Here is a 22,311-nt window from a genome sequence, read left to right as displayed (position 1 = left end):
ATGCCTCCCGCCATTCCGCTCGCGACCTACCGGCTCCAGCTCACCGCAGATTTCGACTTCGACAAGGCTGCCGCCGTCGTTCCTTACCTCAAGGCGCTTGGCATCACGCATCTCTACGCCTCACCGGTGATGAAGGCCCGCAAGGGCTCGACCCATGGCTACGACACCGTCGACCACGGCCAGTTCAATCCCGAGCTCGGCGGCGAAGCCGGCTTTGCGCGGCTGAGCGAAGCGCTCCAGCAGCACGATCTCGGGCTCATCATCGATTTCGTCCCCAATCATGTCGGCGTGCATTTTGCCGACAATCCGTGGTGGCTCGACGTGCTGGAATGGGGCCAGGCCTCTCCGCACGCCGCCTCCTTCGACATCGACTGGGACCAGCTGGCCTACCGCGCCCGCGGCGGCGTGCTGCTGCCGATCCTCGGCTCGTCCTACGGCGAGGCGCTGGAGCGCGGCGACATCGAGCTGCGCTACGACCCGGACGAAGGAAGCTTCGCGGCGTGGTATTTCGAGCACCGCTTGCCCATCGCGCCGGAGCGCTATGGCGAGATGCTGCGGATGGTCGTCAAGGAGGCGGACGCGGCGGAAACGGAGCCCGGCAAGCGCCTGCTGTCGCTCGCGACCCGTTACACGGGGCTGCGGCGTCCCAATCGCAAGGAAGCTCCCGGCTTCAAGGCCGAGCTCAAGGAGATCGCAGGCGCCGCCGACATCATCAAGCGCGGCCTTGCCGCCTATCGCGCCGGCAAGGACCGCCCGGCACAGACGCTGACGCTGCATCATCTCCTGGAGCGCCAGCACTACAAGCTCGGGCACTGGCGGCTTGCCTCCAGCGACATCAATTATCGCCGCTTCTTCGACGTCAATGGCCTCGCCGGTCTGCGCGTCGAGGACGCAAGCACATTTGCCGCCACGCACCGGCTGGTGAAGCAGCTCATTGCCGACGGCAAATTGCAGGGAATCCGGCTCGATCACATCGATGGCCTGCGCGACCCCGCCCAATATTGCCAGCGATTGCGCCGGCTGGTGCGCGACGCCCAAAGCAACACCGCCCAAGGCAACACAAAGCCGTTCTATACGGTGATCGAAAAAATCCTGTGTGAGCACGAGCGCCTGCCGCATTTCGCCGGTGTCCAGGGCACCACCGGCTACGAGTGGATGAATGTCATCACCCACGTGCTGATCGATCCCAGGGGGCTGGAGGCGCTGGACGAGACCTGGCGGCAGATCAGCAACCGGCCGCCGCGGCTTGTGCCTTACGTCAAGGACGCCAAGCGGCGCGTGCTCGAGACGTTGCTGACCAGCGAATTCACCGTGCTGACCCGCCTGCTCGCGCGCATCGCCAACGGCCATTATTCGACGCGGGACTTCTCGGCCGACAGCCTGCGGCAGGCGCTCGAGCTCTATGTGCTGCATTTCCCGGTCTATCGCACCTATCTGACGCACAGCGGCCCGACGGCAGCGGACCGCAAGCTGATCGACGACACCATCGCGCGCGCCCGCCGGGACTGGTTCGCCGCCGACGACGGCATCTTTGACTTCCTGCGCGATGCCCTGACCATGGACCTGCTCAAGCCCGGCCGTCCGCCGCACAGCGCCCCGCGCGTGCGCCGCTTTGCGCTCAAGGTGCAGCAATTCACGGGGCCGATGATGGCGAAGTCGCTGGAGGACACCGCGTTCTATCAGTTCCACCGCTTGCTCGCGCTGAACGAGGTCGGCGGCGATCCCTCAAGCACCGGCCTCAGCATTCCCGCCTTCCACCAGGCCATGCAGACTCGCGCCAGGGAATGGCCGCAAGGCATGACGGCAACCGCCACCCACGACACCAAGCGTGGGGAGGATGCGCGCACGCGCATCGCGGCGCTCAGCGAGATTCCCGGTGAATGGACCAGCGCGGTGGCGCGCTGGAAGGTGCTGAATGCACCGCATCTCACGCTCCACGGCAATTTCCGCGCGCCGTCGGCAACGTTCGAATACATGCTCTACCAGACCCTGCTCGGCGTCTGGCCGATTGAGGCGCCGGCCGATGCCGCCTTGGCCGAGCGCGTCCAGGCCTATGCCCTCAAGGCTGCGCGCGAGGGCAAGGAGGAGACGAGCTGGCTCAACCCGCATGAAGCCTATGAGGACGGCATCCGCGACTTCATCGCGAAGCTCCTCGACCCTGATCAGTCCGCAGAATTCCTTCAGGCATTGCAGACGCTGGCTCGCCGCATCGCGCTGCTCGGCACGTTGAATTCGCTGAGCCAGCTCACGCTCAAGGCGACGCTGCCGGGCGTGCCGGACTTCTATCAAGGCACCGAATTCTGGGACCTGTCGCTGGTCGATCCCGACAACCGCCGCCCGGTCGACTTTGCCGCGCGCCATGCGGCGCTGGCATCATTGGAAGCGCCGGACTGGAGCGACCTGATCGGGAGCTGGCCGGACGGCAAGCTCAAGCTGGCCTGGACGCGGCATCTGCTCAAGCTGCGCAACGAGCTGGGCGACGTCTTCGCGCAGGGCGACTACCAGCCGCTGGAGGTACGAGGCGCCCATGCCGGCCATGTCATCGCCTTCGCGCGCCGTCATGGCCGCGCCGCCGCGATCGTCGTGGCCGGGCGTCATTTCGCCCCGTTCACCCAAGCGGGCCGGGAATGGCCCGCACCGGAAGGTATCGACGCCACCATCGACATCACGGGCTATACCGTGCCGGGCCTTGCGGGCAACGACTTGCCGCTCGCGCAGGCCTTTCGCGACTATCCTGCCTCGGTCATCGCGGCCCGAACCGCGAATGCCGTCGGAGCGCCGCGACAACGCGTGCGCGCCTGAGGTCACTTCCCCCCATCTTTGGTCAGCAGCAATTGGCCGCGCTTCCTGATCGTCGCCTGCGCCATCTCGGCAAAGCGCTGCAACAGCCAGGGCAGCACCACCTCGACCCGGACCTGATCGTCGGCGACATCGACCTGCCCGGTCGCGACCTGGCCGAGCGCGCGGATGCGGAAATTCATGGTGTCGCCGCTCCAGCGTTCCTCCTCGACCTGCATCACGGGAATGCTTGCTGCGGCGCGGCCAAGCCCAGTCTTCAGCCGGCGCACCGCCTCCTCACGGCGGAGACGATGCGGAATTGAGACGACGAGCGGTGCTGACATGGTCCTGCCTCTTCTGACTAACTCCACATAATCATGTCAGGTCGACCAACAAAGGTTCCATGCAAGTTGATCCCCCGTCCGTGTTTCAAAGCCGGAACTTTACAACCTGCGGCAAGTTGCCCCCGCACAACGGGACAGGTTGCAACGACCCTTTGAACAAAGGGCTGGAGGAGATTCGCATGTCAATCGGCACGATCATTCTGATCATTTTGATCATCGCCCTGCTCGGCGGCTTCAGCGGCATCGGCGGCGGGCCGTTCTACGGCACCGGCTATTACGGCGGCGGCGGCCTCGGGCTTGTCATCGTCATTCTGCTGATCCTTCTGCTGATGGGTAGGATCTAGATGCAGACTTGGTAGGGTGGGCAAAGGCGCGGCGCGCCGTGCCCACCTCATCGCTCGAACGAAAGCAGGTGGTGGGCACGCTTCGTTTTGCCCACCCTACGGCACCCGCCTTCGTCGCAACAGCGACGACCTACTTCACCTTCCCTGCCAGCTTCTTCATCGCCGCCTTGATCGATGCGGCGGCATCGTCATAACCCTCCCACGCCTTCGATCGCGCCAGCAGGGCCGGCACGGTGCGTAGCGTGTATCGCTTGGGATCGAGATCGCTCTTCACCTGCGCCCAGGTCAGCGGCATCGAGACCGTGGCCCCGGCGCGGGCTCGCGGCGACAACGGGGCCACCGCCGTCGACATGCGGTCGTTGCGCAGATAATCCAGGAAGATCTTTCCCTTGCGCAGCTTCTTCGACATGTTGAGCAGATAGCGTTCGGGATCATCGTCCGCCATCCACTGGCAGACGCCTTGCGCAAAGGCCTTGGCCTCCTTCCAGCTCACCTTGTCGCGCGCGCCATGAAGCAGTGGCACCACGACGTGCAGGCCCTTGCCGCCCGTGGTCTTGCAGAAGCTGTCCATGCCGATGTCGGCGAGCCGCTGCCGCATCTCCTTGGCCGCGTCGACGACGTCGGCGAAGTCGACGTCGGGCGCGGGATCGAGGTCGAACACCAGCCGGCCCGGGGTGTCGTAGGCATATGGCGCGCAGTTCCAGGGATGCAGCTCGACGCCGCCGATCTGCGCCACCGCGGCAAGCCCTTCGATCCGGTCGATCTGAAGATAGGGCTTGCGGTCGCCGGAGACCCGCGCGAGTTCCAGAAGGTTCGACGTCCCCTGCATCGCATGGCGCTGGAAGAAGCACTCGCCCTTGATGCCGTCGGGCGCGCGGATCAGCGAACACGGCCGGCCCTTGAGATGCGCGATCATCCACTCGCCGACGGCTTCGAGATAGCGGGCAAGGTCCAGCTTGGTGACCACGCCACCATCGCCGTCGTCGGGCCAGAGCTCCTTGTCCGGCTTGGAGATGACCACACCCATGACCTCGGCATTTGGAGCGGCCTGCTTCGATCGTCCGCCCGCCTTCGTGCGCGCCGCCTTCCTGGCCCGGGGCTCGGCGAGCTCGGTATCGACGGGCGTCTCGGCCTGGACTTCCTCGGCCGGCTTGTCCTGCCGCAACCCCTTGAACGCCGCCTGGCGAATATTGCCGTCGGCCGTGAAGCCCGCGAACTCGATTTCGGCGACGAGCTCCGGCTTCAGCCAGTGCACGTCCCGCGTCTTCTTCGGCGCGTTCTTGCCGCCGAATGGGCTCTTCTTGACCTCCATGGCCTTGAGAGACGGCATGAGGCGCTTGACCTTGTCCGCGCCAAAGCCGGTGCCGACCATGCCGACGAAGGCGAGATGATCGCCGCGCTGCACGCCTGCCATCAGCGAGCGGAATTTGCCGTTGGTGGTCTTGTAGCCGCCGATCACCACCTCATGGCCGGCGCGGCATTTCGACTTGACCCAGCTCTCGGTGCGCCCCGAGCGATAGGGCGCGTTCAGCTTCTTCGACACCACGCCTTCGAGCTCGAGCTTGCAGGCCGATTGCAGCACGGCATCGCCGCCGCTCTCGAAATGCTCGACATAGCGGAGCTGGCTCGATTTCCGCTTGCGCTGGCCCAGCAGCTGCTTCAGCCGGGCCTTGCGTTCGCTGAGCGGCAGACGGCGGCAATCCTCGCTTCCTGCGAAAAGCAGATCGAAGGCGAAGAAGATCAGGTCGTCGGTCTTGCCGTCGGACAGCGCCGCTTGCAGCGAGGAGAAGTTCGGCGCACCGTTATGGTCGAGGGCGACGATCTCGCCGTCGATCATCACGTCCGGCAGCGCGGCGGCTTCCTCGGCGATGGAAGCGAACTTGCTGGTCCAGTCGAGACCCTTGCGCGTCTTCAGCGTCGCCTCGCCGTCCTCGACCCGGAGCTGGACGCGATAGCCGTCGAACTTGATCTCATGGCACCAGCCCTGGTCGCCCGGCGGCCGCTCGACCAGCGTGCAGAGCTGCGGCGCGACGAAATCCGGCATCTCCGACACCTTCCTGGCGTTCGTCGCGGCCGTTGTACTTTTCTTCGCCGCTTTGCCGGCCTTCAACGCAGTGCGCGGCGCCGGCTTCACCGTGCGCCCTTTCGTCTCCTCGGCGCGATTGGACTGCCAGACTGCGTCGGCCTTGGCCTTCGTGCCCTTGGCCAGCATGAACGGCTTCGGCGCGCGTCCCTTGCCCGCGGCGATCTGATCCATGGTGCGGCCGGAGGCGACGGACTTGTCCTGCTCGAGAACATCGTTGTCCGCACCTTCGCGAGCATCTTCGTCGCGGTGCTTGATCAGGAGCCAATTGGTCCGCTTCTCGCCGCCGCGGTTGCGCATGCGCACCAGCACCCAGCTTCCCTGCAGCTTGTCGCCATGAAGGGTGAACTTCAGATCGCCCTTCTTGAAGCCGGCTTCCGGATCGTCCGATTCCCAGGTGCCGCGGTCCCACAGCATCACGGTGCCGCCGCCGTACTGGCCTTCGGGGATCGTACCTTCGAAATCGCCATAATCGAGCGGATGGTCCTCGACCTCGACCGCGAGCCGCTTGTCATGAGGATCGAGCGAAGGCCCCTTCGTCACCGCCCAGGACTTGAACACGCCGTCGAATTCGAGCCTGAGATCGTAGTGCAGCCGGCTCGCATCATGCTTCTGGATCACGAAGCGCCGCTGTTTCGATGGCGCCACGGCGGTCTTGCCCGACGGCTCCGGCGTTTTCTCGAAGTCCCGCTTCTGTCGATACGTTGAAAGTTTTTGCAGCACGACCGGTCCCGCTTCTCGTTCGGCACTGAAAGCCTATCACGGCGAAAGTCCCGCCCGGAACCAAAACCCGATGGGACGGTTGGGGTTCCAAAAGGCCTTGAAAACACTGGAGAATGGAATGGCCCCGCGTGCCTATTGGAAGGGAACGTTGAAGCTGTCGCTGGTCAGCTGTCCGGTCGTGCTTTATCCGGCGACCACAGCGGCGGAGAAGACGCGGTTTCACCTGATCAACCGCGAGACCGGGAACCGGCTCAAGCAGCAGATGATCGATTCCGAGACCGGTGACGTCGTCGAGAGCGATCAGAAGGGCCGCGGCTACGAGCTGCGCAAGGGCAAATATGTCGAGATCGAGCCGGAGGAGCTCGGGGCGGTCCAGATCGAGAGCAATCACACCATCGACATCGAGAGCTTCGTGCCGCGCGAGGAGATCGATCAGCGCTTTCTCAACCATCCCTATTACATCGCGCCCGACGGCAAGGCGGCGGTCGATGCCTTCGCGGTGATCCGCGACGCGATGAAGGACCAGGAACGCGTGGCGCTCGCCAAGATCGTTCTGACCAACCGCGAGCACGTCATGGCGATCGAGCCGCTCGGCAAGGGCCTGCTCGGCACCACGCTGCGCTTCCCTTACGAGCTGCGCGAGGAGGACCAGTTCTTCGACGACATCAAGAGCCCGAAGATCACCAAGGACATGGTCGAGCTCGCCGGCCACATCCTGCAGACCAAGGCGGCGCATTTCGACCCCAGCAAGTTCAAGGACGAATACGAGGACGCGCTGAAGGCCCTGGTGAAGCGCAAGGCCAGCGGCAAGAAGATCGAGCTGCCCGAGCCCGAGGAACGGCCGAGCAACGTCGTCAGCCTGATGGACGCACTGAAGCAGAGCCTGAAGGGCGGCAAGAAGACGGCGGCGAAGTCGCATGCGCGCCGCGCGACGGGGCGGCGGCACGCTCCGAAGAAGGCGCACCGGTCGACGGCGCGGCACAGGAAGGCGGGCTAGTTTACACCGGCGTCATTGCGAGGAGCCCTTGCGACGAAGCAATCCAGACCGCCTCCGCGGCGGGACTCTGGATTGCTTCGCTGCGCTCGCAATGACGATGTGGAGAGAGATATCGTAGGGTGGGCAAAGCGAAGCGTGCCCACCACCGTTATCGAAATCGAGAGAATGGTGGGCACGGCGCGTTGCGCCTTTGCCCACCCTACGGGGTCTGTGGAACGCTAATCCCCCGCCTTCAGCCGATACCCGATCCCGGTTTCCGTCAGCACGTATTGCGGCCGCTCCGGATCGGCTTCGATCTTCTGGCGGAGCTGGCGGACATAGACGCGCAGATATTGCGCGTCGGTCAATTCGTCCCACAGCTCCTTCAGCAGGAAGCGATGGGTGAGCACCTTGCCGGAGTGCTGCACCAGCACGCGCAGCAGGTCGTATTCCTTCGGCGAGAGCTTCACGTCGCGATCCCCGATCTTGACGATGCGGCGGACGAGATCGACCGAGAGATCGCCGGTGCGGAACACCGGACGCTCGCCCTTGACCTGAAGCTGGTGGCGCAGCGCGGCGCGCAGGCGCGCCAGGAGCTCCTCCATCCCGAACGGCTTGGTCAGATAATCGTCGGCGCCGAGATCGAGCGCCTGGACCTTGCCGGCTTCGTCGCCGCGGCTCGACAGCACCACGATCGGCACCCCTTCGTTGCGGGCGCGGATGGTGCGGAGCAGCTCATGGCCCTGAACGTCGGGCAGTCCGAGATCGAGGATGATCAGCGCCGGCTCCTCGTCGAGCTTCTCCAGCGCCGTCTTGCCGTTCGGCGCTTCCAGGATGTCATAGCCCTGCGTTGTCAGCCCCATCCGCAGCAATTTGCGGATCGGCGGCTCGTCGTCGATGACCAGGACCTTGATCGGAGCGGCGCTCATGCGGCGGTATCCAATGCGTGGTTCTCTGCCGGAACCGGCAGGCGAACGGTGAGCACCGCGCCGCTTCGCTCGCTGCGATTGGCAGCGGAGATCGTGCCGTGCATCGCTTCAACGAAGCCGCGGGAAATGGCAAGCCCGAGCCCGGTGCCGGGGCGGACGTGATCGCCCTTCTGCACGCGATAGAACTTGTCGAACACGCTCTCGAGCTCGTCCGCCGGAATGCCGGCGCCCTCGTCGGCGATCTCGAGCACGACATGAGCACCGTCGCGCCGGCCGCGGATTGAGATCGTCGTCTCCGGCGGCGCGTACTTGGCGGCGTTGTCGAGCAGATTGAACAGCACCTGCTCGAACAGCACGGCATCGAGCTGGAGCATCGGCAGATCGGCGGCCAGCGCCAGCTCGACCTTGTGGGCGGTCAGGATCTTGCTCGCGCGCCGCAGCGCGCTGCCCACGATTTCGCCGAGATCGTGCAGCGCCGTGTTGGGCACGATCGCGCCGGATTCGAGCTTGGTCATGTCGAGCAGATTGGCGATGAAGCGGTTGAGCCGCTCGGATTCGTCGATCACGGTGGCGAGCAGGTCGCGCTTCTCGGTGTCGGAGAGCGCACCGGCGAGATCGCGCATGGTCGAGGCTGCGCCCAACACCGACGCCAGCGGCGTCTTCAGATCGTGCGAGATCGAGGTCAACAGTGCCGAGCGCAGCCGCTCGGATTCGACGGTGCGCTTGACGCGGTCCATGTCCTCGACCAGCAGCACGCGCTCGATCGCGAGCGCGCCCTGGTCGACCAGCGCATCGAGCAGCCGGCGCTGGTCCGGCGTCAGCAGCGGGCCGGTGCGGTCGTTGTCGATGCCGATCACGCCGATCGGGCCGCGCCCGGTGCGCATCGGCAGGAACAGCCGTTTTGCGCCGGGCAAGGTGTCCGAGCCGCGGCCGGCGGGGCGATCGTTGCTCCACGCCCAGTTGGCGGCGGCAAGGTCGGCCTGGTCGAGCTCGTCCTCGGGCGGATAGCCTGATTTCACCGTGAGCAGGCCTTCATCCGGCAACAACAGCACCACGCGCACCTTGAGCATCAATGCGGTCTGGTAGGCACTCGCCCACAAGACGTCGTCGAGCGTGGCGGTGCCGGCGAGCTTGCGGCTGAAGGCATAGAGCTGCTCGGTCATCCTGATCCGGCCGATCGCGGTGTCGGCCTGGATGCGCACGCGCGCCGCCACATTGGAGACGATCATCGCCACCACCAGGAACAGCACGAAGGCGGCGACATTGGTCGGGTCGGTGATCGTGAAAGTGTAGATCGGCGGCAGGAAGAAGAAATTGTAGGACAGCGAGGCCGCGACGGTCGCCAGCAGCGACGGCCACAGGCCATAGCGCACGGCCACCGCGACCACGGCGGTCAGCAGCACCAGGTCGACGTTCTCGATGCCGAAATAAGGCTGGATCAACTTGGCCGCGCCGAGACCCACGAGCACGATTCCAAGCGCCTTGAGATAAGGCAAGGGATCGAATGGCTCGGATCGTGCGGCGGTCTGCACCGCCATCTTGGGCGCGGCCTCTCCGGAAAGCTCGTTGCCGGGGATGACGTGAACGCTGATATTGCCCGCGCGGCGCACCAGATCGTGCACGACGGAGCCGCGCGTCATCTCGAACCAACGCGAGCGCGTCGACTTGCCGATCACGATCTGGGTGACGTTGTTGCCTTGCGCGAAATTGACGACGTCGTCGGCGATGCGGCGGCCGACGGCGGGAATGGTCAGCGCCTCGCCGCCGAGCGATTCCGCGAGCCGCAGCGTATCGGCGAGCCGATCCCGCTCCTCGTCGGACAATTGCAGCGATCGCCGCGTCTCGATCGAGATCGCGGTGAACGGCGCATGGAGCCGGTCGGCCAGCCGCTTGGTGTAGCGCACGAGGCCGGCCGCGCGGGGATCCTCGCTGACGCAGACCAGGATGCGCTCGCCCGCGGCCCAGGGCCCGGGAATCGCATTCGCCTGCATGTGGTTGAGCAGCTGCTCGTCGACCCGCTCGGCGGTGCGGCGCAGGGCGAGCTCACGCAGCGCCGTGAGGTTGCCCGGCGAGAAATAATGCTCCAGCGCCCGCTCGGCCTGCTTGGGCACATAGACCTTGCCCTCCTTCAGCCGCTGGATCAGGTCGTCTGGCGTGAGGTCGATCAGCTCGATGGCGTCGGCACGGTCGAACACCGAATCCGGCACGGTTTCGCGCACCCTGACATGGGTGATCTGGGCAACGACGTCGTTCAGGCTCTCGATGTGCTGGATGTTGACGGCGGTGTAGACGTCGATGCCGTGCGAGAGCAGCTCCTCGACGTCGAGATAGCGCTTGGGGTGGCGGCAAAGGGGCGCATTGGTGTGGGCGAGCTCGTCGACCAGCGCAATCTGCGGCCGCCGCGCGATCACCGCGTCGAGGTCCATCTCCTCGACGATCTGGCCGCGGTAGTCCAGCCGCTTGCGCGGCACCACTTCGAGGCCGCGCACCAGCGCCTCGGTCTCGGCGCGGCCATGGGTCTCGACGAAGCCGACCACGACATCGATGCCGGCCTTGCGCTTGGCATGGGCGCTTTGCAGCATCTCGTAGGTCTTGCCGACGCCGGGAGCGGCGCCGACGAAGATCTTCAGCCTGCCGCTCGCGCTCTCCTCCCGGCGCGCCGCTTCCAGCAGGGCCTCCGGGGACGGACGTTGTTCGGGATCGCGGCGCTCTCGGACCATCTTGCCAGTATAATCACCCCCACACTGCGAGCCTAGACGGCTACTTCGCGGCCATGCGATCGAGCGCGAGATTCAGCGCCAGAACGTTAACCCTGGGCTCGCCGAGCAGGCCGAGCAGGCGGCCTTCGGTGCTGGCGGTCACAAGCTGCTTGACCTGATCCTCAGGCAGACTCCGCGCCTTCGCCACGCGCGGCACCTGGAATTGCGCCGCTTCCGGCGAGATGTCCGGGTCGAGGCCGCTGGCCGAGGTCGTCACCAGATCGACCGGCACCGAGGCGTTCGGATTCTCGCTCCTGAGCTTGTCCACATCTTCCTTCAACCGGTCGGCCAGCGCCTTGCTGGTCGGGCCGAGATTGGAGCCGCCCGAATTGGCGGCGTTGTAGGGCGCGGGCACCGTCTTGGTCGGATCGTTCGGGTCCGGCGCCAGGGTCGCCGAGGGGCGGCCGTGGAAATATTTGTCGTCCTTGAACTCCTGCCCGATCAGGGCGGAGCCGATCACCTTGCCGTCTTTTTCGATCAGGCTGCCTTGTGCCTGGGCGGGAAAGAGCGCGCCGGCGATGCCGGTCATGGCGAGCGGATAGGCAAGGCCCGTGATGGCGGTGAGCGCCAGCAAGAGGACGATGGCGGGGCGGATTTCTCTGAGCATGTTAGGTCTCCTCTGTCTTTTCGTCATTGCGAGCGAAGCGAAGCAATCCAGGGGTCTTTCCACAGCGGCAGTCTGGATTGCTTCGTCGCTTCGCTCCTCGCAATGACGGGGTTAAGCCAAGTGCAAAGCTGTCACCGCGAGATCGATCGCCTTGATGCCGATGAAGGGAATGACGATGCCGCCGAGCCCGTAGATCAGGAGGTTGCGGCCGAGCAGCGCGCCGGCGCCGACGGCGCGGTAGGCGACGCCCTTCAGCGCGAGCGGGATCAGCGCGATGATGACGAGCGCGTTGAAGATGATCGCCGACAGGATGGCGCTCTGCGGGCTCGACAGGTCCATGACGTTGAGTACGTTGAGCTGCGGGTAGAACGCCAGGAACATCGCCGGGATGATCGCAAAATACTTGGCGACGTCGTTGGCGATCGAGAACGTGGTCAGCGCACCGCGCGTCATCAGGAGCTGCTTGCCGATCTCGACCACCTCGATCAGCTTGGTCGGATTGGAATCGAGGTCGACCATGTTGCCGGCCTCGCGCGCGGCTTGCGTGCCGGTGTTCATGGCGACGCCGACATCGGCCTGGGCGAGCGCGGGAGCGTCGTTGGTGCCGTCGCCGCACATCGCCACCAGCTTGCCCTTGGCCTGCTCGTCGCGGATCAGCTTGAGCTTGTCCTCGGGCGTTGCCTGCGCCAGGAAGTCGTCGACGCCGGCTTCCGCGGCGATGGCAGCGGCCGTCATCGGATTGTCGCCTGTTATCATGATGGTGCGGATGCCCATGCGTCGCAGTTCGGCAAAGCGTTCACGGATGCCGCCCTTGACGATGTCCTTGAGCTGGATGACGCCGAGCAGTTTTCCATCTTTGGCAACGGCGAGCGGCGTGCCGCCGGCTTTGGAGATCTCGTCGGCAATGGTTTGAATCTCACGGCCGATCTCCGAGAGCGCGGCCGGCTGGATGGCACGTGCCGTGTTGCCGGAGGCAACCGCAAGCGGTGCACCACCGCCCACGTAGTTCAGCATGGCATCGACCGCGCCCTTGCGCACCGACGAGCCGCCGGCGTCGACGCCGCTCATGCGGGTCTGCGCCGTGAACGGAACGAAGGTCGCGCCCAGCTCGGCCATGCCGCGGCCACGGATGCCGTACTTCTCCTTGGCCAGCACGACGATGGAGCGGCCTTCCGGCGTCTCGTCCGCGAGCGAGGCGAGCTGTGCTGCATCCGCCAGCTCCTGTTCGGTGACGCCGCGCACGGGACGGAACGCGGTCGCCTGCCGGTTGCCGAGCGTGATGGTGCCGGTCTTGTCGAGCAGCAGCGTGTCGACGTCGCCGGCGGCCTCGACCGCGCGGCCCGACATCGCCAGCACGTTGAAGCGCACCAGGCGGTCCATGCCGGCGATGCCGATCGCCGACAGAAGCGCGCCGATCGTGGTCGGGATCAGCGTCACGAAGAGAGCAACCAGCACGACCACCGAGATCGAGCCGCCGGCATAGGCGGCATAGCTCGGGATCGTCACCGTGGCGAACACGAAGATGATGGTGAGGCCGGCAAGCAGGATGTTGAGCGCGATCTCGTTCGGCGTCTTCTGCCGCTCCGCGCCCTCGACCAGCTTGATCATGCGGTCGATGAAGGTCGAGCCCTGGGCCGCCGTGATGCGCACGCGGATCCAGTCCGACAGCACCTGCGTGCCGCCGGTCACCGCCGAACGGTCGCCGCCGGATTCGCGGATCACGGGCGCGGATTCGCCGGTGATGGCGGCCTCGTTGACGGAGGCGACGCCCTCGATCACCTCGCCGTCCGAGGGGATGGTGTCGCCCGCCTCGACCAGCACGAGATCGCCGACCTTCAGGCTGGTGCCTGATACGAGCTTGTAGTCGTGGCCCGCGCCGCTCAGGAGCTTGGCCTGGCTCTCGGTGCGGGTCTTGCGCAGCGATTCGGCCTGCGCCTTGCCGCGGCCTTCCGCAACGGCTTCAGCGAAATTGGCGAACAGCACCGTGAACCAGAGCCAGAGGATGATCTGGAAGGTGAAGCCGAGGCTCGCTCCGCCCGTGACGAGGTCGCGCAGGAAGATCACCGTGGTGAGCGCGGCGACGATCTCGACCACGAACATCACGGGGTTCTTCACCATCAGCCGCGGGTCGAGCTTGGTGAAGGACGCCCGGATCGCAGGGAGCACGATCCTGGGATCGAGCATCGCCGACATCGGAGCGCGCTTTTGCAGTTTCATCGTATCCATGGAGGTCACTCCAAATAATCAGAAGTCTGTCAATCAGAACACTTGGTGATCAGAACACCTGCCCCGCGTTCATCGCGAGGTGCTCGACGATGGGGCCGAGCGCGAGCGCCGGGAAGAAGGTCAGACCGCCGATAATCAGGATCACGCCGACGACGAGGCCGACGAACAGCCCGCCGGTGGTTGGGAACGTACCGGCCGACGGCGGAATCGACTTCTTGGCAGCGAGCGCGCCCGCAATCGCCATCGCCGGAACGATCATGAAGAAGCGGCCGACGAACATCGCCGATGCGAGCGTGAGATTGTAGAAGAAGGTGTTGCCGGTGAGCCCTGCGAAGGCCGAGCCGTTGTTGCCTGTCGCCGAGGTGAAGGCGTAAAGCACCTCGGTGAAGCCGTGCGGGCCGGCATTCGCCATCGAGGCGACAGCAGTCGGATAGACCACACCGACCGCGGTCCAGCCGAGATACATCAGCGGCAGCACAAGGATCGCGAGCATCGCCATCTTGACCTCGCGCGCCTCGATCTTCTTGCCGACATATTCCGGCGTGCGGCCCACCATCAAGCCTGCGACGAAGATCGAGAGGACGACGAACAGCAGCATGCCGTACAGGCCGGCGCCGACGCCGCCGATGATGATCTCACCGAGCTGCATGTTGATCAGCGGGATCATGCCGCCGAGCGCGGTGAAGCTGTCATGCATGGCGTTGACCGCGCCGCAGGAGGCGGCCGTCGTGATCACGGCGAACAGCGAGGAGGCGACGATGCCGAAGCGAACCTCTTTGCCTTCCATGTTGCCGCCGGTCAGGCCGAGCGCATGCAGGGTCGAGGTGCCGCTGGCTTCAGCCCAATAGCAAACGGCGACGCCGGCGACGAACAGCACGCCCATTACGGCGAGGATCGCCCAGCCCTGGCGCTGGTTGCCGACCATGCGGCCGAACACGTTGGTGAGCGCCGCGCCGAGCACGAAGATCGACAGCATCTGCACGAAGTTCGACAGCGCGGTCGGATTCTCGAAGGGATGCGCGGCATTGGCATTGAAGAAGCCGCCGCCGTTGGTCCCCAGCATCTTGATCGCGACCTGCGAGGCCACCGGGCCGACCGCGATGGTCTGCCTGGCGCCCTCGAGCGTGGTCGCTTCGACGTAATCTCCAAGCGTTTGCGGGATGCCCTGCCAGACCAGGAACAGTGTGAACACGACGCAGATCGGCAGCAGGATGTAGAGCGTGCAGCGGGTCACATCGACCCAGAAGTTGCCGACTGTACGCATGGAAGCGCGGGCAAAGCCGCGGATCAGGGCAACGGCAAGCACGATTCCGGTCGCCGCCGAGAGGAAATTCTGGTGCGTCAGGCCGACCATCTGGATCAAATAGGACAGCGTGCTCTCGCCGCCGTAGTTCTGCCAGTTGGTGTTGGTGATGAAGGAGATCGCGGTGTTGAAGGACAGATCCTCGGCGACCGCCGATTGCCCGGCCGGATTGAACGGCAGCACGGCCTGGAGCCGCAACAGGCCGTAGATGATGAGGAAGCCGCCGACATGGAACAGCAGCATCGCGACCGTGTAGGTGAGCCAGTGCTGCTCGCGCTTCTCGTCGACGCCGGAGATCCAATAGATGCCGGCTTCGATCGGGCGCAGGACGGGCGACAGGAAGGTGCGCTCGCCGTTGAATACGCGCGTCATGTACCAGCCGAGCGGCTTGGTCAGTGCGACCACGATCGTGCAATAAAGAATGATCTGGAACCAACCGATCACAGTCATGGCATTAACCCTTCAGGCTTTTGGTCCGGCGCAAGAGCGGCAGGAGCAGCGCGAGCAGGCCCGTGACGAGCGCAGCGCCGGCCAGCAGCAATTCGACGAGCAGCAGCACGGCGTCAGAACCGCTCGGGCCGCAGCAGTGCATAGGTGAGATAGATCAGGAGGCCGAACGAAACGGCGCCGGCGAGCGCATAATCGAAGATCATGGTCCGCTCCCTCACAGCCGTTCGCAGGCATAGGTGTAGCCGATCGCGAGGGCAAAGAAGACGAAGCCCAGCGCCAGCATCAAAAGGTCCATCATGGCGATACTCCTTAGGAGAGACCTGAGGTGCCACCACGCCCATAGGTTTTCGAGATGAGGTCTATGGCGACGTTATAGGAATCTCATAAAGGCCGGCGCGTCGCGGCGCAGAGCTATCGCATCTGGGGGCTTCTCCCGGCTGCCATCCTTCGAGACGCCCGCTTAAGGCGGGCTCCTCAGGATGAGGACGGAGTTTGTGGCTGCAGTTTCAAAGGGCGCTGAAGCTGATTAGCCTCATCCTGAGGAGGCGCGTCAGCGCCGTCTCGAAGGACGAGGCGTGCGCACCGACCGCGAAGACCCCCGCCCACTTATGGAATCCCTATATCTCGCGCCCGATCCCCATCTCGTTTTCAAATGCTCTTCCCGCCATCTTGGCGACGCCGGCCGACTGACCGACGCCAATTCCAGGAGGCCTGACATGACCGCCGCTCTCTCGCTCGATCTCCCCTCGCTCGCCGAGCGGCTGCGCAAGGCACATGCGACGACGCGGCCGCTGATGCTCGACATCATCGGACACGCCTGCCGGCGCATCCCTTCGCTCGGAGACAGCGAGCGCACCGCACGCCTCACGCGCCTGATCGATGTCGGGGCATGGGCCGATGCCGCACTGGTTATGATGGAGCTGGAGCTGCCGATGTGGCAGGTCCGCCGCATCGCCTACGATGACGGCGAGTGGCATTGCGCGCTGTCGCGCGAGCGCGAGCTGCCGGATTGGCTGGATGCCGCAGTCGAGGCACGCCATGCCGACCTCGCGCTCGCCCTGTTGTCGGCATTCGTCGAGGTGCGGGCGCTGACCGCCGACGCATCGCGACCGAGCGTTCCTTCGGTCCGTCCGATGCTGGACCCACTTTATGAGCCGGTCGCCTGCGATCATTTCGGCTAGGCCCGTCCGCCAATCAGCCTCGGCGCCGTCGATCGATTCTTCGTGGAAATCACAGGCTACTTCAGGTCTGACAGAGGGCGGCGCGAGGCACGGGGTCTAGCTCGTCCGATCTCGCACGCGATCGACCGCGAGCTGACCATGGCTGCCTGTGAAGTGAGCAACCGCGGTCGCGATGCCCGGTTGAGGCCGCCTATCCCGCGGAAAAGGCTTTGCCTAAAAGTACCTGGCCGATCTGGCGCAGTTTCACGGAACCGTGTAGAGCGGTTTCATGAGCATCAGCAACGTCAACGTCGTCGCCCACCCCCTGGTCCAGCACAAGCTCTCCCTGATGCGGGAGAAGGACCGCTCGACCAAGAGCTTCCGCGAGATCCTGAACGAGATCGGAATGCTGCTCGGCTACGAGGTGACGCGCGACCTGCCGCTGGAGCTGGTCGAGATCGAGACGCCGATTGCGGCCATGCAGGCGCCCAAGATCGCCGGCAAGAAGCTCACGCTGGCGCCGATCCTGCGCGCCGGCGTCGGCTTTCTCGACGGCATGCTGGCGCTGATGCCCTCGGCACGCATCGCCCATATCGGGCTCTACCGCGACCCCGAGACGTTGCAGGCCGTGGAATATTACTTCAAGGCGCCGCAGGACCTGTCCGACCGCACCGTGATCCTGATGGATCCCATGCTGGCGACCGGCAACTCGGCCTGCGCCGGCGCCTCCCTGCTCAAGGCCCGCGGCGCCCGCGACATCCGCTTTGTCTGCCTCCTGGCCGCGCCCGAGGGCATCGCCAAGTTCCAGAGCGAGCATCCCGACGTGCCGATCTGGACCGCCGCGATCGACGAGCGGCTCAACGACCACGGTTACATCGTGCCGGGCCTGGGCGATGCCGGCGACCGGATGTTCGGCACCAAGTAGACAGGTTTTCGCGATCGGGTTAGTCCGATGGCCATGAGCGCCAACGATGTTTCGCTGCAATCGCTGCTCCGGATCAAGAGCGCGGCCGATCCTGCCTTGGTCTTCGACGGCAACGCCGTCTCGCGCGCGGAATTCTCGGCGAAGATCGAGCAGACCGCCGCCTGGCTTGCGGCGCAAGGCATCGGCAAGGGCGACGTCGTCGCGGTCTGGCTGGTCAACCGGGTCGAATGGCTCGCACTGTTGTTCGCCGCCGCACGGCTCGGCGCGATCGTCGCCGCCGTCAATACGCGCTATCGCAGCGCGGAAGTCGCGCACCTGCTCAAACTATCAGGCGCGAAGCTGCTGGTGGTCGAGGCCGCATTCCGCGCGATCGACTTTGCCGCAATCCTCGCCGATATCGGCAAGGCCGAAGTGCCCGCGCTGCAACGGCTGGCGGTGGTCGGCGCAAATGCGCTGCCGGCGCACTGGCCCTGCGTGCGGTTGGATGCCTTCGAGACGCCCTACCCGCCCCCTCCGCCGATCCAGGATGATGTCGACCTGCCCGTGCTGCTCTACACGACGTCGGGCACCACCAAGGGGCCGAAGCTCGTCGCGCATTCGCAGCGGACGCTGGCGACGCACGCCGCCTCCGTCGCCCGCGCGCTCCAGCTCGATCACCGCCGTCATTCGCTGCTGGCCATCCTGCCGTTCTGCGGCACGTTCGGCATGACGAGCCTGCTCGGCTTCCTCGCAGCCGGTGCAACCATTCATGTGCTCGACGCCTTCGAGGCCGCGCCGGCCCTGCAGATCCTCAGCACGCAACCGATCACGCATGCCTTCGGCTCGGACGAGATGTTCCGGCGCATCCTCGCCCTCACCGATGCGCCACGCCCGTTTCCGCATCTCGAAGTCTGCGGCTTCGCCGCGTTCCAGCCCGGCTGGCGCGAGCTGGCTGCGGAGGCCGAGGCGCGCGGCCTGAAGCTGTTCGGCCTCTACGGTTCGAGCGAGGTGCAGGCGCTGTTCTCGATCGGCCGCCCCAATGATGCCTTCGCCGATCGGATCGAGGGCGGCGGCTGGCCGATGTCGCCCGACGCGAAAGTCCGCGTGCGCGATGTCGAGACCGGCGAGCTCGCCGGAAGCCTCGTCTCCGGCGAGATCGAGATCAGCGCGCCCTCGCGCTTTCTCGGCTACTTCAACAATCCTGCGGCGACGCGCGAGGCGATCACCGCCGACGGCTTCTTCCGTACCGGCGACATCGGCCGGCTGCGCGGCGACGGCTCGTTCGTCTACGAGACCCGCGCCGGCGATGCGATGCGGCTTGGCGGCTTCCTGGTCGCGCCCGGGGAGATCGAGGACGAGCTCAAATCCTGCGCCGGTGTCGCCGACGCCCAGGTCGTCGCAGTCGATCTCAAGGGGCAGGCGCGCTGTGTCGCCTTCGTGATCCCGACGACGAAGCCGCCCATGCAGGAGACCCTGATCGCGCGTTTGCGCGAGCGGCTCGCCGGCTACAAGGTGCCGGCGCGGATCTATGTCGTGGACGCCTTCCCCGTCACCGACAGTGCCAACGGCGTCAAGATCCAGCGCGCCAGGCTTCGCGCCATGGCGATGGAGCGGATCGCCGCCGAATAGACCCGTTCAGTACGACTTGTTCAGTACGATTTGGCGAGCCCCAGCACCTTTTCCGCGATGAAGCTGAGCGCGAGCTGCGGGCTGACCGGCGCGATGCGCGGGATCAGCACCTCGCGCAAATAGCGCTCGACGTGGAATTCCTTGGCGTAGCCGAAGCCGCCATGGGTCATCACCGCCTGCTCGCAGGCCGAGAAGCCCGCTTCGCCCGCCAGATACTTCGCGGCATTGGCCGCCGCGCCGCACGGCATGCCCTTGTCGTATTGCCAGGCCGCCGACATCACCATCAGCCAGGCCGCCTCGAGCTCGACCCAGTTCACCGCGAGCGGATGCTGGATGCCTTGATTCTTGCCGATCGGACGATTGAACACGACGCGAGTCTTGGCGTATTCGGTCGCGCGCGACAGCGCGAGTTTTCCCAAACCGACCGCCTCGGCCGCGATGAGAATTCGTTCCGGATTCATCCCCTCGAGGATGTACTCGAAGCCTTTGCCTTCCTCGCCGATCCGGTCCTCCATCGGGATCTCAAAATCCTCGAAGAACAGCTCGTTGGAATCGACGATCTTGCGGCCCATCTTCTCGATCTCGTGGACCTTGATCTTGTTGCGGTCGAAGTCCGTATAGAACAGGCTGAGCCCGTGGGTCGGCGAGCGCACCTCCTCCAGCGGCGTGGTGCGCGCCAGCAGCAAAATCTTGTGCGCGACCTGCGCGGTCGAGATCCACACCTTCTGGCCGTTGACGATGTAGCGGTCGTTCTTGGCGACCGCGCGGGTCTTGAGCTGGGTGGTGTTGAGGCCGGTGTTCGGCTCGGTGACGGCAAAGCACGCCTTCTCGCGGCCCTCGACCATCGGCGGCAGCATGCGCCTGCGCTGCTCCTCGGTGCCGAACACGACCACCGGATTGAGGCCGAACACGTTGATGTGCACCGCCGAGGCACCGGACATGCCGGCACCCGACTCGGCGATGGTGCGCATCATGATCGCAGCTTCCGTGATGCCGAGCCCGGAGCCGCCATATTCTTCCGGCACGCAGATGCCGAGCCAGCCGGCATCCGCTAAGGCCTTGTGGAAGTCGTGCGGGAAGCCGCCGTCGTGGTCCTTCTTCAGCCAATAAGCGTCGGGAAAGCCCTCGCAGATCTTGGCGATGGCGTCGCGAATGGCTTCCTGCTGATCGGTGAGCGCGAAATCCATGGTCTTGACCTCCCTTCGCGTTCTTTAGCTCGAAAAACCGCATGCAGATACGTGAATTTGCCCGCGAAGTGTGCCTACCATGCATGGGGTCATGCGGCGCGACGTGACGCGCGCGCCGTTATTTCGTGAGGAGGAAACCGCGATGGCCGGACTTTATTTCGAGGATTTTTCCGTGGGCCAGGAGTTCAGGCATCCCTTGACCCGGACCGTCACCGAGATGGACAACACCCTCTTCAGCCTGCTGACGCTGAACCCGCAGCCGCTGCACATCGACGCGCATTTCGCCGAGAAGACCGAGTTCGGCCAGCGCATTTTCAACAGCCTTTACACGCTCGGCATCATGATCGGCATGACGGTCTATGATACGACCTTGGGTACCACCGTCGCCAATCTCGGCATGACCGACGTCACCTTTCCAAAGCCGGTCTTCCATGGCGACACGTTGCGGGCCACGACAAAGGTGCTCTCGGTGCGGGAATCCAGATCGCGGCCCAAGGCCGGCATCGTCGAGTTCGAGCACCACGCTTTGAACCAGAACGACGAGATCGTCGGTAAATGCCGCCGCATGGCGATGATGCACAAGAGGCCGGTCTGATGCGTTCGATGCTGTTCGTGCCGGGCGATTCCCCGCGCAAATTCGAGAAGGCGAGCGAAGGCAAGGCCGACGCGCTGATCATCGATCTCGAGGATTCCGTCGTCGCCGAGAAGAAGGCGGAAGCGCGTGAGCTCACGCTTTCGATGCTGAAGAGCCGCCCCGGCCCGCATCAGCTCTATGTCCGCGTCAACGCGCTCGACACCGGCCTGACGCTGGCGGATCTCGCCGCGGTGATGCCGGGCAGGCCTGACGGCATCGTGCTGCCGAAATCGCAAGGCGGCGACGACGTGCGGCAGGTCGCGACCTGGCTCGAGGCTTTGGAAGCCGCTGCCGGCATCGCGATCGGTTCGACCCGCATCGTCTGCGTCGCGACGGAGACCGCCGGCTCGATCTTCGGTCTCGGCAGCTACAAGGGCTGCTCCCCTCGCCTCGCCGGCCTGATGTGGGGCGCGGAAGATCTCTCCGCCTCGCTCGGCGCCACCGAGAAGGCGAGCGGCGGCGTGTTCCACAGCCCCTATCGCCTGGCGCGCGATCTCTGCCTGATGGCGGCGGCCGCGGCCGAGGTCGCGCCGATCGACACGGTTTACACCGACATCGACAACCTCGCCGGCCTCGAGCAGGAGACGCGCGCCGCGCGGCGCGACGGCTTTTCGGCCAAGGCGCTGATCCATCCCAAGCATGTCGACATCGTCAACGCGGCCTTCGCGCCGACGGAGGCCGAGCGCGCCTGGGCGGAGAAGGTGATCGCGGCCTTCGCGAGCAATCCCAATTCCGGCACGCTGCGGCTCGACGGCCAGATGATCGACAAGCCGCACCTGCGCGCCGCGAAGAAAATTCTCGGCGAGGCCTAGAGCGGGCGTAGGCTGCGGCCTGAAGTTGGCGGCCTTAATCGAATGCCTGAACCGGCGGCGCCGAGGATTGCGCCGGCGCGGCAGGCGCGGCTTGAACCGGCGGAGCCTGGACCGGCGGGGCCGAATTGCCGGCGGCTCTCATCTGGCCGTTGGCGGCCATCGCCTCGCGCGTGCGCGACGGGCTGCCGGTCGCGGCGGCACGACGCGGCGGCGGCTGCCGCTGCCTTGCCGACTGTGAGCCTCTCAGGCCCCAGGAACGGGCGATCGACGGTCCGGCCGTGTAGCCGATCAAGGCTCCGGCGACCGCACCGACGGGGCCCAGCACGACCGCACCCGAGACCGCGCCCAGCGCCGCATCGCCCGCGCGCTCCTGTGCGAGCGCACTCGCGGGTACGCAAGCCAGCATTGCGACAGCAGTGATCAGTGCCTTGGTCATCGGAGCGCCTCCCTCGCGACAGATCAC

Annotated in this window: 18 protein-coding genes; 8 read left to right on the top strand and 10 right to left on the bottom strand. The window is 65.5% G+C overall.

Annotated elements, in window-relative coordinates; all coding sequences use genetic code 11:
* Positions 1–2,802 (top strand): malto-oligosyltrehalose synthase, encoded by a 2,802-nt coding sequence (treY, locus tag AB7M16_RS28730; RefSeq protein WP_453945806.1) that lies wholly within the window; start codon positions 1–3, stop codon positions 2,800–2,802.
* A gap of 2 nt (positions 2,803–2,804) precedes the next feature.
* On the opposite strand, the gene AB7M16_RS28725 is transcribed toward treY, so the two are convergent.
* Complete coding sequence (locus AB7M16_RS28725) at positions 2,805–3,122, bottom strand: polyhydroxyalkanoic acid system family protein (RefSeq protein WP_453945804.1); 318 nt, start codon at positions 3,120–3,122, stop codon at positions 2,805–2,807.
* Between the two features lie 179 nt (positions 3,123–3,301).
* Here AB7M16_RS28725 and AB7M16_RS28720 point away from each other — a divergent pair, with 179 nt between their 5' ends.
* Positions 3,302–3,466, top strand: coding sequence for a DUF3309 family protein (locus AB7M16_RS28720; RefSeq protein ID WP_008560028.1), 165 nt, complete (start codon positions 3,302–3,304; stop codon positions 3,464–3,466).
* Positions 3,467–3,596: 130 nt separating this feature from the next.
* Here AB7M16_RS28720 and ligD read toward each other — a convergent pair whose 3' ends face one another.
* Positions 3,597–6,272, bottom strand: coding sequence for a DNA ligase D (gene ligD / locus AB7M16_RS28715; protein ID WP_453945801.1), 2,676 nt, complete (start codon positions 6,270–6,272; stop codon positions 3,597–3,599).
* A 118-nt stretch (positions 6,273–6,390) separates the two neighbouring features.
* On the opposite strand from ligD, the gene ku reads away from it, so the two are divergent.
* Complete coding sequence (gene ku / locus AB7M16_RS28710) at positions 6,391–7,269, top strand: non-homologous end joining protein Ku (protein ID WP_453945799.1); 879 nt, start codon at positions 6,391–6,393, stop codon at positions 7,267–7,269.
* 218 nt (positions 7,270–7,487) lie between these two features.
* Here the strand turns inward: ku and AB7M16_RS28705 are convergent, their stop codons facing one another.
* From AB7M16_RS28705 to AB7M16_RS28680, 6 genes are all read right to left on the bottom strand, one after another.
* A complete protein-coding gene (locus AB7M16_RS28705) occupies positions 7,488–8,177 on the bottom strand; it encodes a response regulator (protein ID WP_212254491.1) in 690 nt (229 codons plus the stop codon).
* The gene (locus AB7M16_RS28700) at positions 8,174–10,897 is read right to left on the bottom strand and encodes a DUF4118 domain-containing protein (protein WP_453945797.1); all 2,724 of its coding nucleotides are present in this window, start codon (positions 10,895–10,897) and stop codon (positions 8,174–8,176) included. Before AB7M16_RS28700 ends, AB7M16_RS28705 begins: the two co-directional genes overlap by 4 nt.
* Positions 10,898–10,937: 40 nt before the next feature.
* A complete protein-coding gene (locus tag AB7M16_RS28695) occupies positions 10,938–11,543 on the bottom strand; it encodes a K(+)-transporting ATPase subunit C (RefSeq protein ID WP_453945795.1) in 606 nt (201 codons plus the stop codon).
* A 111-nt stretch (positions 11,544–11,654) separates the two neighbouring features.
* Positions 11,655–13,769, bottom strand: coding sequence for a potassium-transporting ATPase subunit KdpB (gene kdpB / locus AB7M16_RS28690; protein ID WP_453945794.1), 2,115 nt, complete (start codon positions 13,767–13,769; stop codon positions 11,655–11,657).
* A gap of 49 nt (positions 13,770–13,818) precedes the next feature.
* Positions 13,819–15,522, bottom strand: a complete 1,704-nt coding sequence (gene kdpA / locus AB7M16_RS28685; RefSeq protein ID WP_453945792.1) for a potassium-transporting ATPase subunit KdpA — start codon at positions 15,520–15,522, stop codon at positions 13,819–13,821.
* Between the two features lie 113 nt (positions 15,523–15,635).
* Positions 15,636–15,725: a K(+)-transporting ATPase subunit F gene (locus tag AB7M16_RS28680; protein ID WP_035698142.1), complete on the bottom strand. Its 90-nt coding sequence runs from the start codon at positions 15,723–15,725 to the stop codon at positions 15,636–15,638.
* Positions 15,726–16,238: 513 nt separating this feature from the next.
* Here AB7M16_RS28680 and AB7M16_RS28675 point away from each other — a divergent pair.
* From AB7M16_RS28675 to AB7M16_RS28665, 3 genes are all read left to right on the top strand, one after another.
* Positions 16,239–16,703, top strand: a complete 465-nt coding sequence (locus tag AB7M16_RS28675; protein WP_453945790.1) for a hypothetical protein — start codon at positions 16,239–16,241, stop codon at positions 16,701–16,703.
* 268 nt (positions 16,704–16,971) lie between these two features.
* A complete protein-coding gene (gene upp / locus AB7M16_RS28670) occupies positions 16,972–17,607 on the top strand; it encodes a uracil phosphoribosyltransferase (RefSeq protein ID WP_260382501.1) in 636 nt (211 codons plus the stop codon).
* Between the two features lie 33 nt (positions 17,608–17,640).
* Positions 17,641–19,215 carry an AMP-binding protein gene (locus AB7M16_RS28665; RefSeq protein ID WP_453947277.1) on the top strand — a complete coding sequence of 525 codons (1,575 nt, stop codon included), beginning with the start codon at positions 17,641–17,643 and terminating at the stop codon, positions 19,213–19,215.
* Positions 19,216–19,235: 20 nt separating this feature from the next.
* Here AB7M16_RS28665 and AB7M16_RS28660 read toward each other — a convergent pair whose 3' ends face one another.
* Positions 19,236–20,402 (bottom strand): acyl-CoA dehydrogenase family protein, encoded by a 1,167-nt coding sequence (locus tag AB7M16_RS28660; RefSeq protein WP_260382500.1) that lies wholly within the window; start codon positions 20,400–20,402, stop codon positions 19,236–19,238.
* Positions 20,403–20,544: 142 nt separating this feature from the next.
* Here AB7M16_RS28660 and AB7M16_RS28655 point away from each other — a divergent pair, with 142 nt between their 5' ends.
* On the top strand, positions 20,545–20,997 hold the full coding sequence (locus tag AB7M16_RS28655) for a MaoC family dehydratase (protein ID WP_453945787.1): 453 nt from the start codon (positions 20,545–20,547) through the stop codon (positions 20,995–20,997).
* A complete protein-coding gene (locus AB7M16_RS28650; RefSeq protein ID WP_439364115.1) occupies positions 20,997–21,848 on the top strand; it encodes an aldolase/citrate lyase family protein in 852 nt (283 codons plus the stop codon). Before AB7M16_RS28655 ends, AB7M16_RS28650 begins: the two co-directional genes overlap by 1 nt.
* Positions 21,849–21,882: 34 nt before the next feature.
* Here AB7M16_RS28650 and AB7M16_RS28645 read toward each other — a convergent pair whose 3' ends face one another.
* Complete coding sequence (locus tag AB7M16_RS28645; RefSeq protein WP_453945786.1) at positions 21,883–22,284, bottom strand: hypothetical protein; 402 nt, start codon at positions 22,282–22,284, stop codon at positions 21,883–21,885.
* Between the last annotated feature and the right edge of the window lie 27 nt (positions 22,285–22,311).

Source organism: Bradyrhizobium sp. USDA 372, assembly GCF_053629095.1.
This window is presented reverse-complemented; position numbering and strand designations above follow the sequence as displayed.

Bases quoted from the DNA above. Each gene is read 5' to 3' on its own strand.
- treY (WP_453945806.1), top strand. From the start codon at position 1: ATGCCTCCCGCCATTCCGCTCGCGACCTACCGGCTCCAGCTCACCGCA.
- AB7M16_RS28725 (WP_453945804.1), bottom strand. From the start codon at position 3,122: ATGTCAGCACCGCTCGTCGTCTCAATTCCGCATCGTCTCCGCCGTGAG.
- AB7M16_RS28720 (WP_008560028.1), top strand. From the start codon at position 3,302: ATGTCAATCGGCACGATCATTCTGATCATTTTGATCATCGCCCTGCTC.
- ku (WP_453945799.1), top strand. From the start codon at position 6,391: ATGGCCCCGCGTGCCTATTGGAAGGGAACGTTGAAGCTGTCGCTGGTC.
- AB7M16_RS28705 (WP_212254491.1), bottom strand. From the start codon at position 8,177: ATGAGCGCCGCTCCGATCAAGGTCCTGGTCATCGACGACGAGCCGCCG.
- AB7M16_RS28700 (WP_453945797.1), bottom strand. From the start codon at position 10,897: ATGGTCCGAGAGCGCCGCGATCCCGAACAACGTCCGTCCCCGGAGGCC.
- AB7M16_RS28695 (WP_453945795.1), bottom strand. From the start codon at position 11,543: ATGCTCAGAGAAATCCGCCCCGCCATCGTCCTCTTGCTGGCGCTCACC.
- kdpB (WP_453945794.1), bottom strand. From the start codon at position 13,769: ATGGATACGATGAAACTGCAAAAGCGCGCTCCGATGTCGGCGATGCTC.
- kdpA (WP_453945792.1), bottom strand. From the start codon at position 15,522: ATGACTGTGATCGGTTGGTTCCAGATCATTCTTTATTGCACGATCGTG.
- AB7M16_RS28680 (WP_035698142.1), bottom strand. From the start codon at position 15,725: ATGATCTTCGATTATGCGCTCGCCGGCGCCGTTTCGTTCGGCCTCCTG.
- AB7M16_RS28675 (WP_453945790.1), top strand. From the start codon at position 16,239: ATGACCGCCGCTCTCTCGCTCGATCTCCCCTCGCTCGCCGAGCGGCTG.
- upp (WP_260382501.1), top strand. From the start codon at position 16,972: ATGAGCATCAGCAACGTCAACGTCGTCGCCCACCCCCTGGTCCAGCAC.
- AB7M16_RS28665 (WP_453947277.1), top strand. From the start codon at position 17,641: ATGAGCGCCAACGATGTTTCGCTGCAATCGCTGCTCCGGATCAAGAGC.
- AB7M16_RS28660 (WP_260382500.1), bottom strand. From the start codon at position 20,402: ATGGATTTCGCGCTCACCGATCAGCAGGAAGCCATTCGCGACGCCATC.
- AB7M16_RS28655 (WP_453945787.1), top strand. From the start codon at position 20,545: ATGGCCGGACTTTATTTCGAGGATTTTTCCGTGGGCCAGGAGTTCAGG.
- AB7M16_RS28650 (WP_439364115.1), top strand. From the start codon at position 20,997: ATGCGTTCGATGCTGTTCGTGCCGGGCGATTCCCCGCGCAAATTCGAG.
- AB7M16_RS28645 (WP_453945786.1), bottom strand. From the start codon at position 22,284: ATGACCAAGGCACTGATCACTGCTGTCGCAATGCTGGCTTGCGTACCC.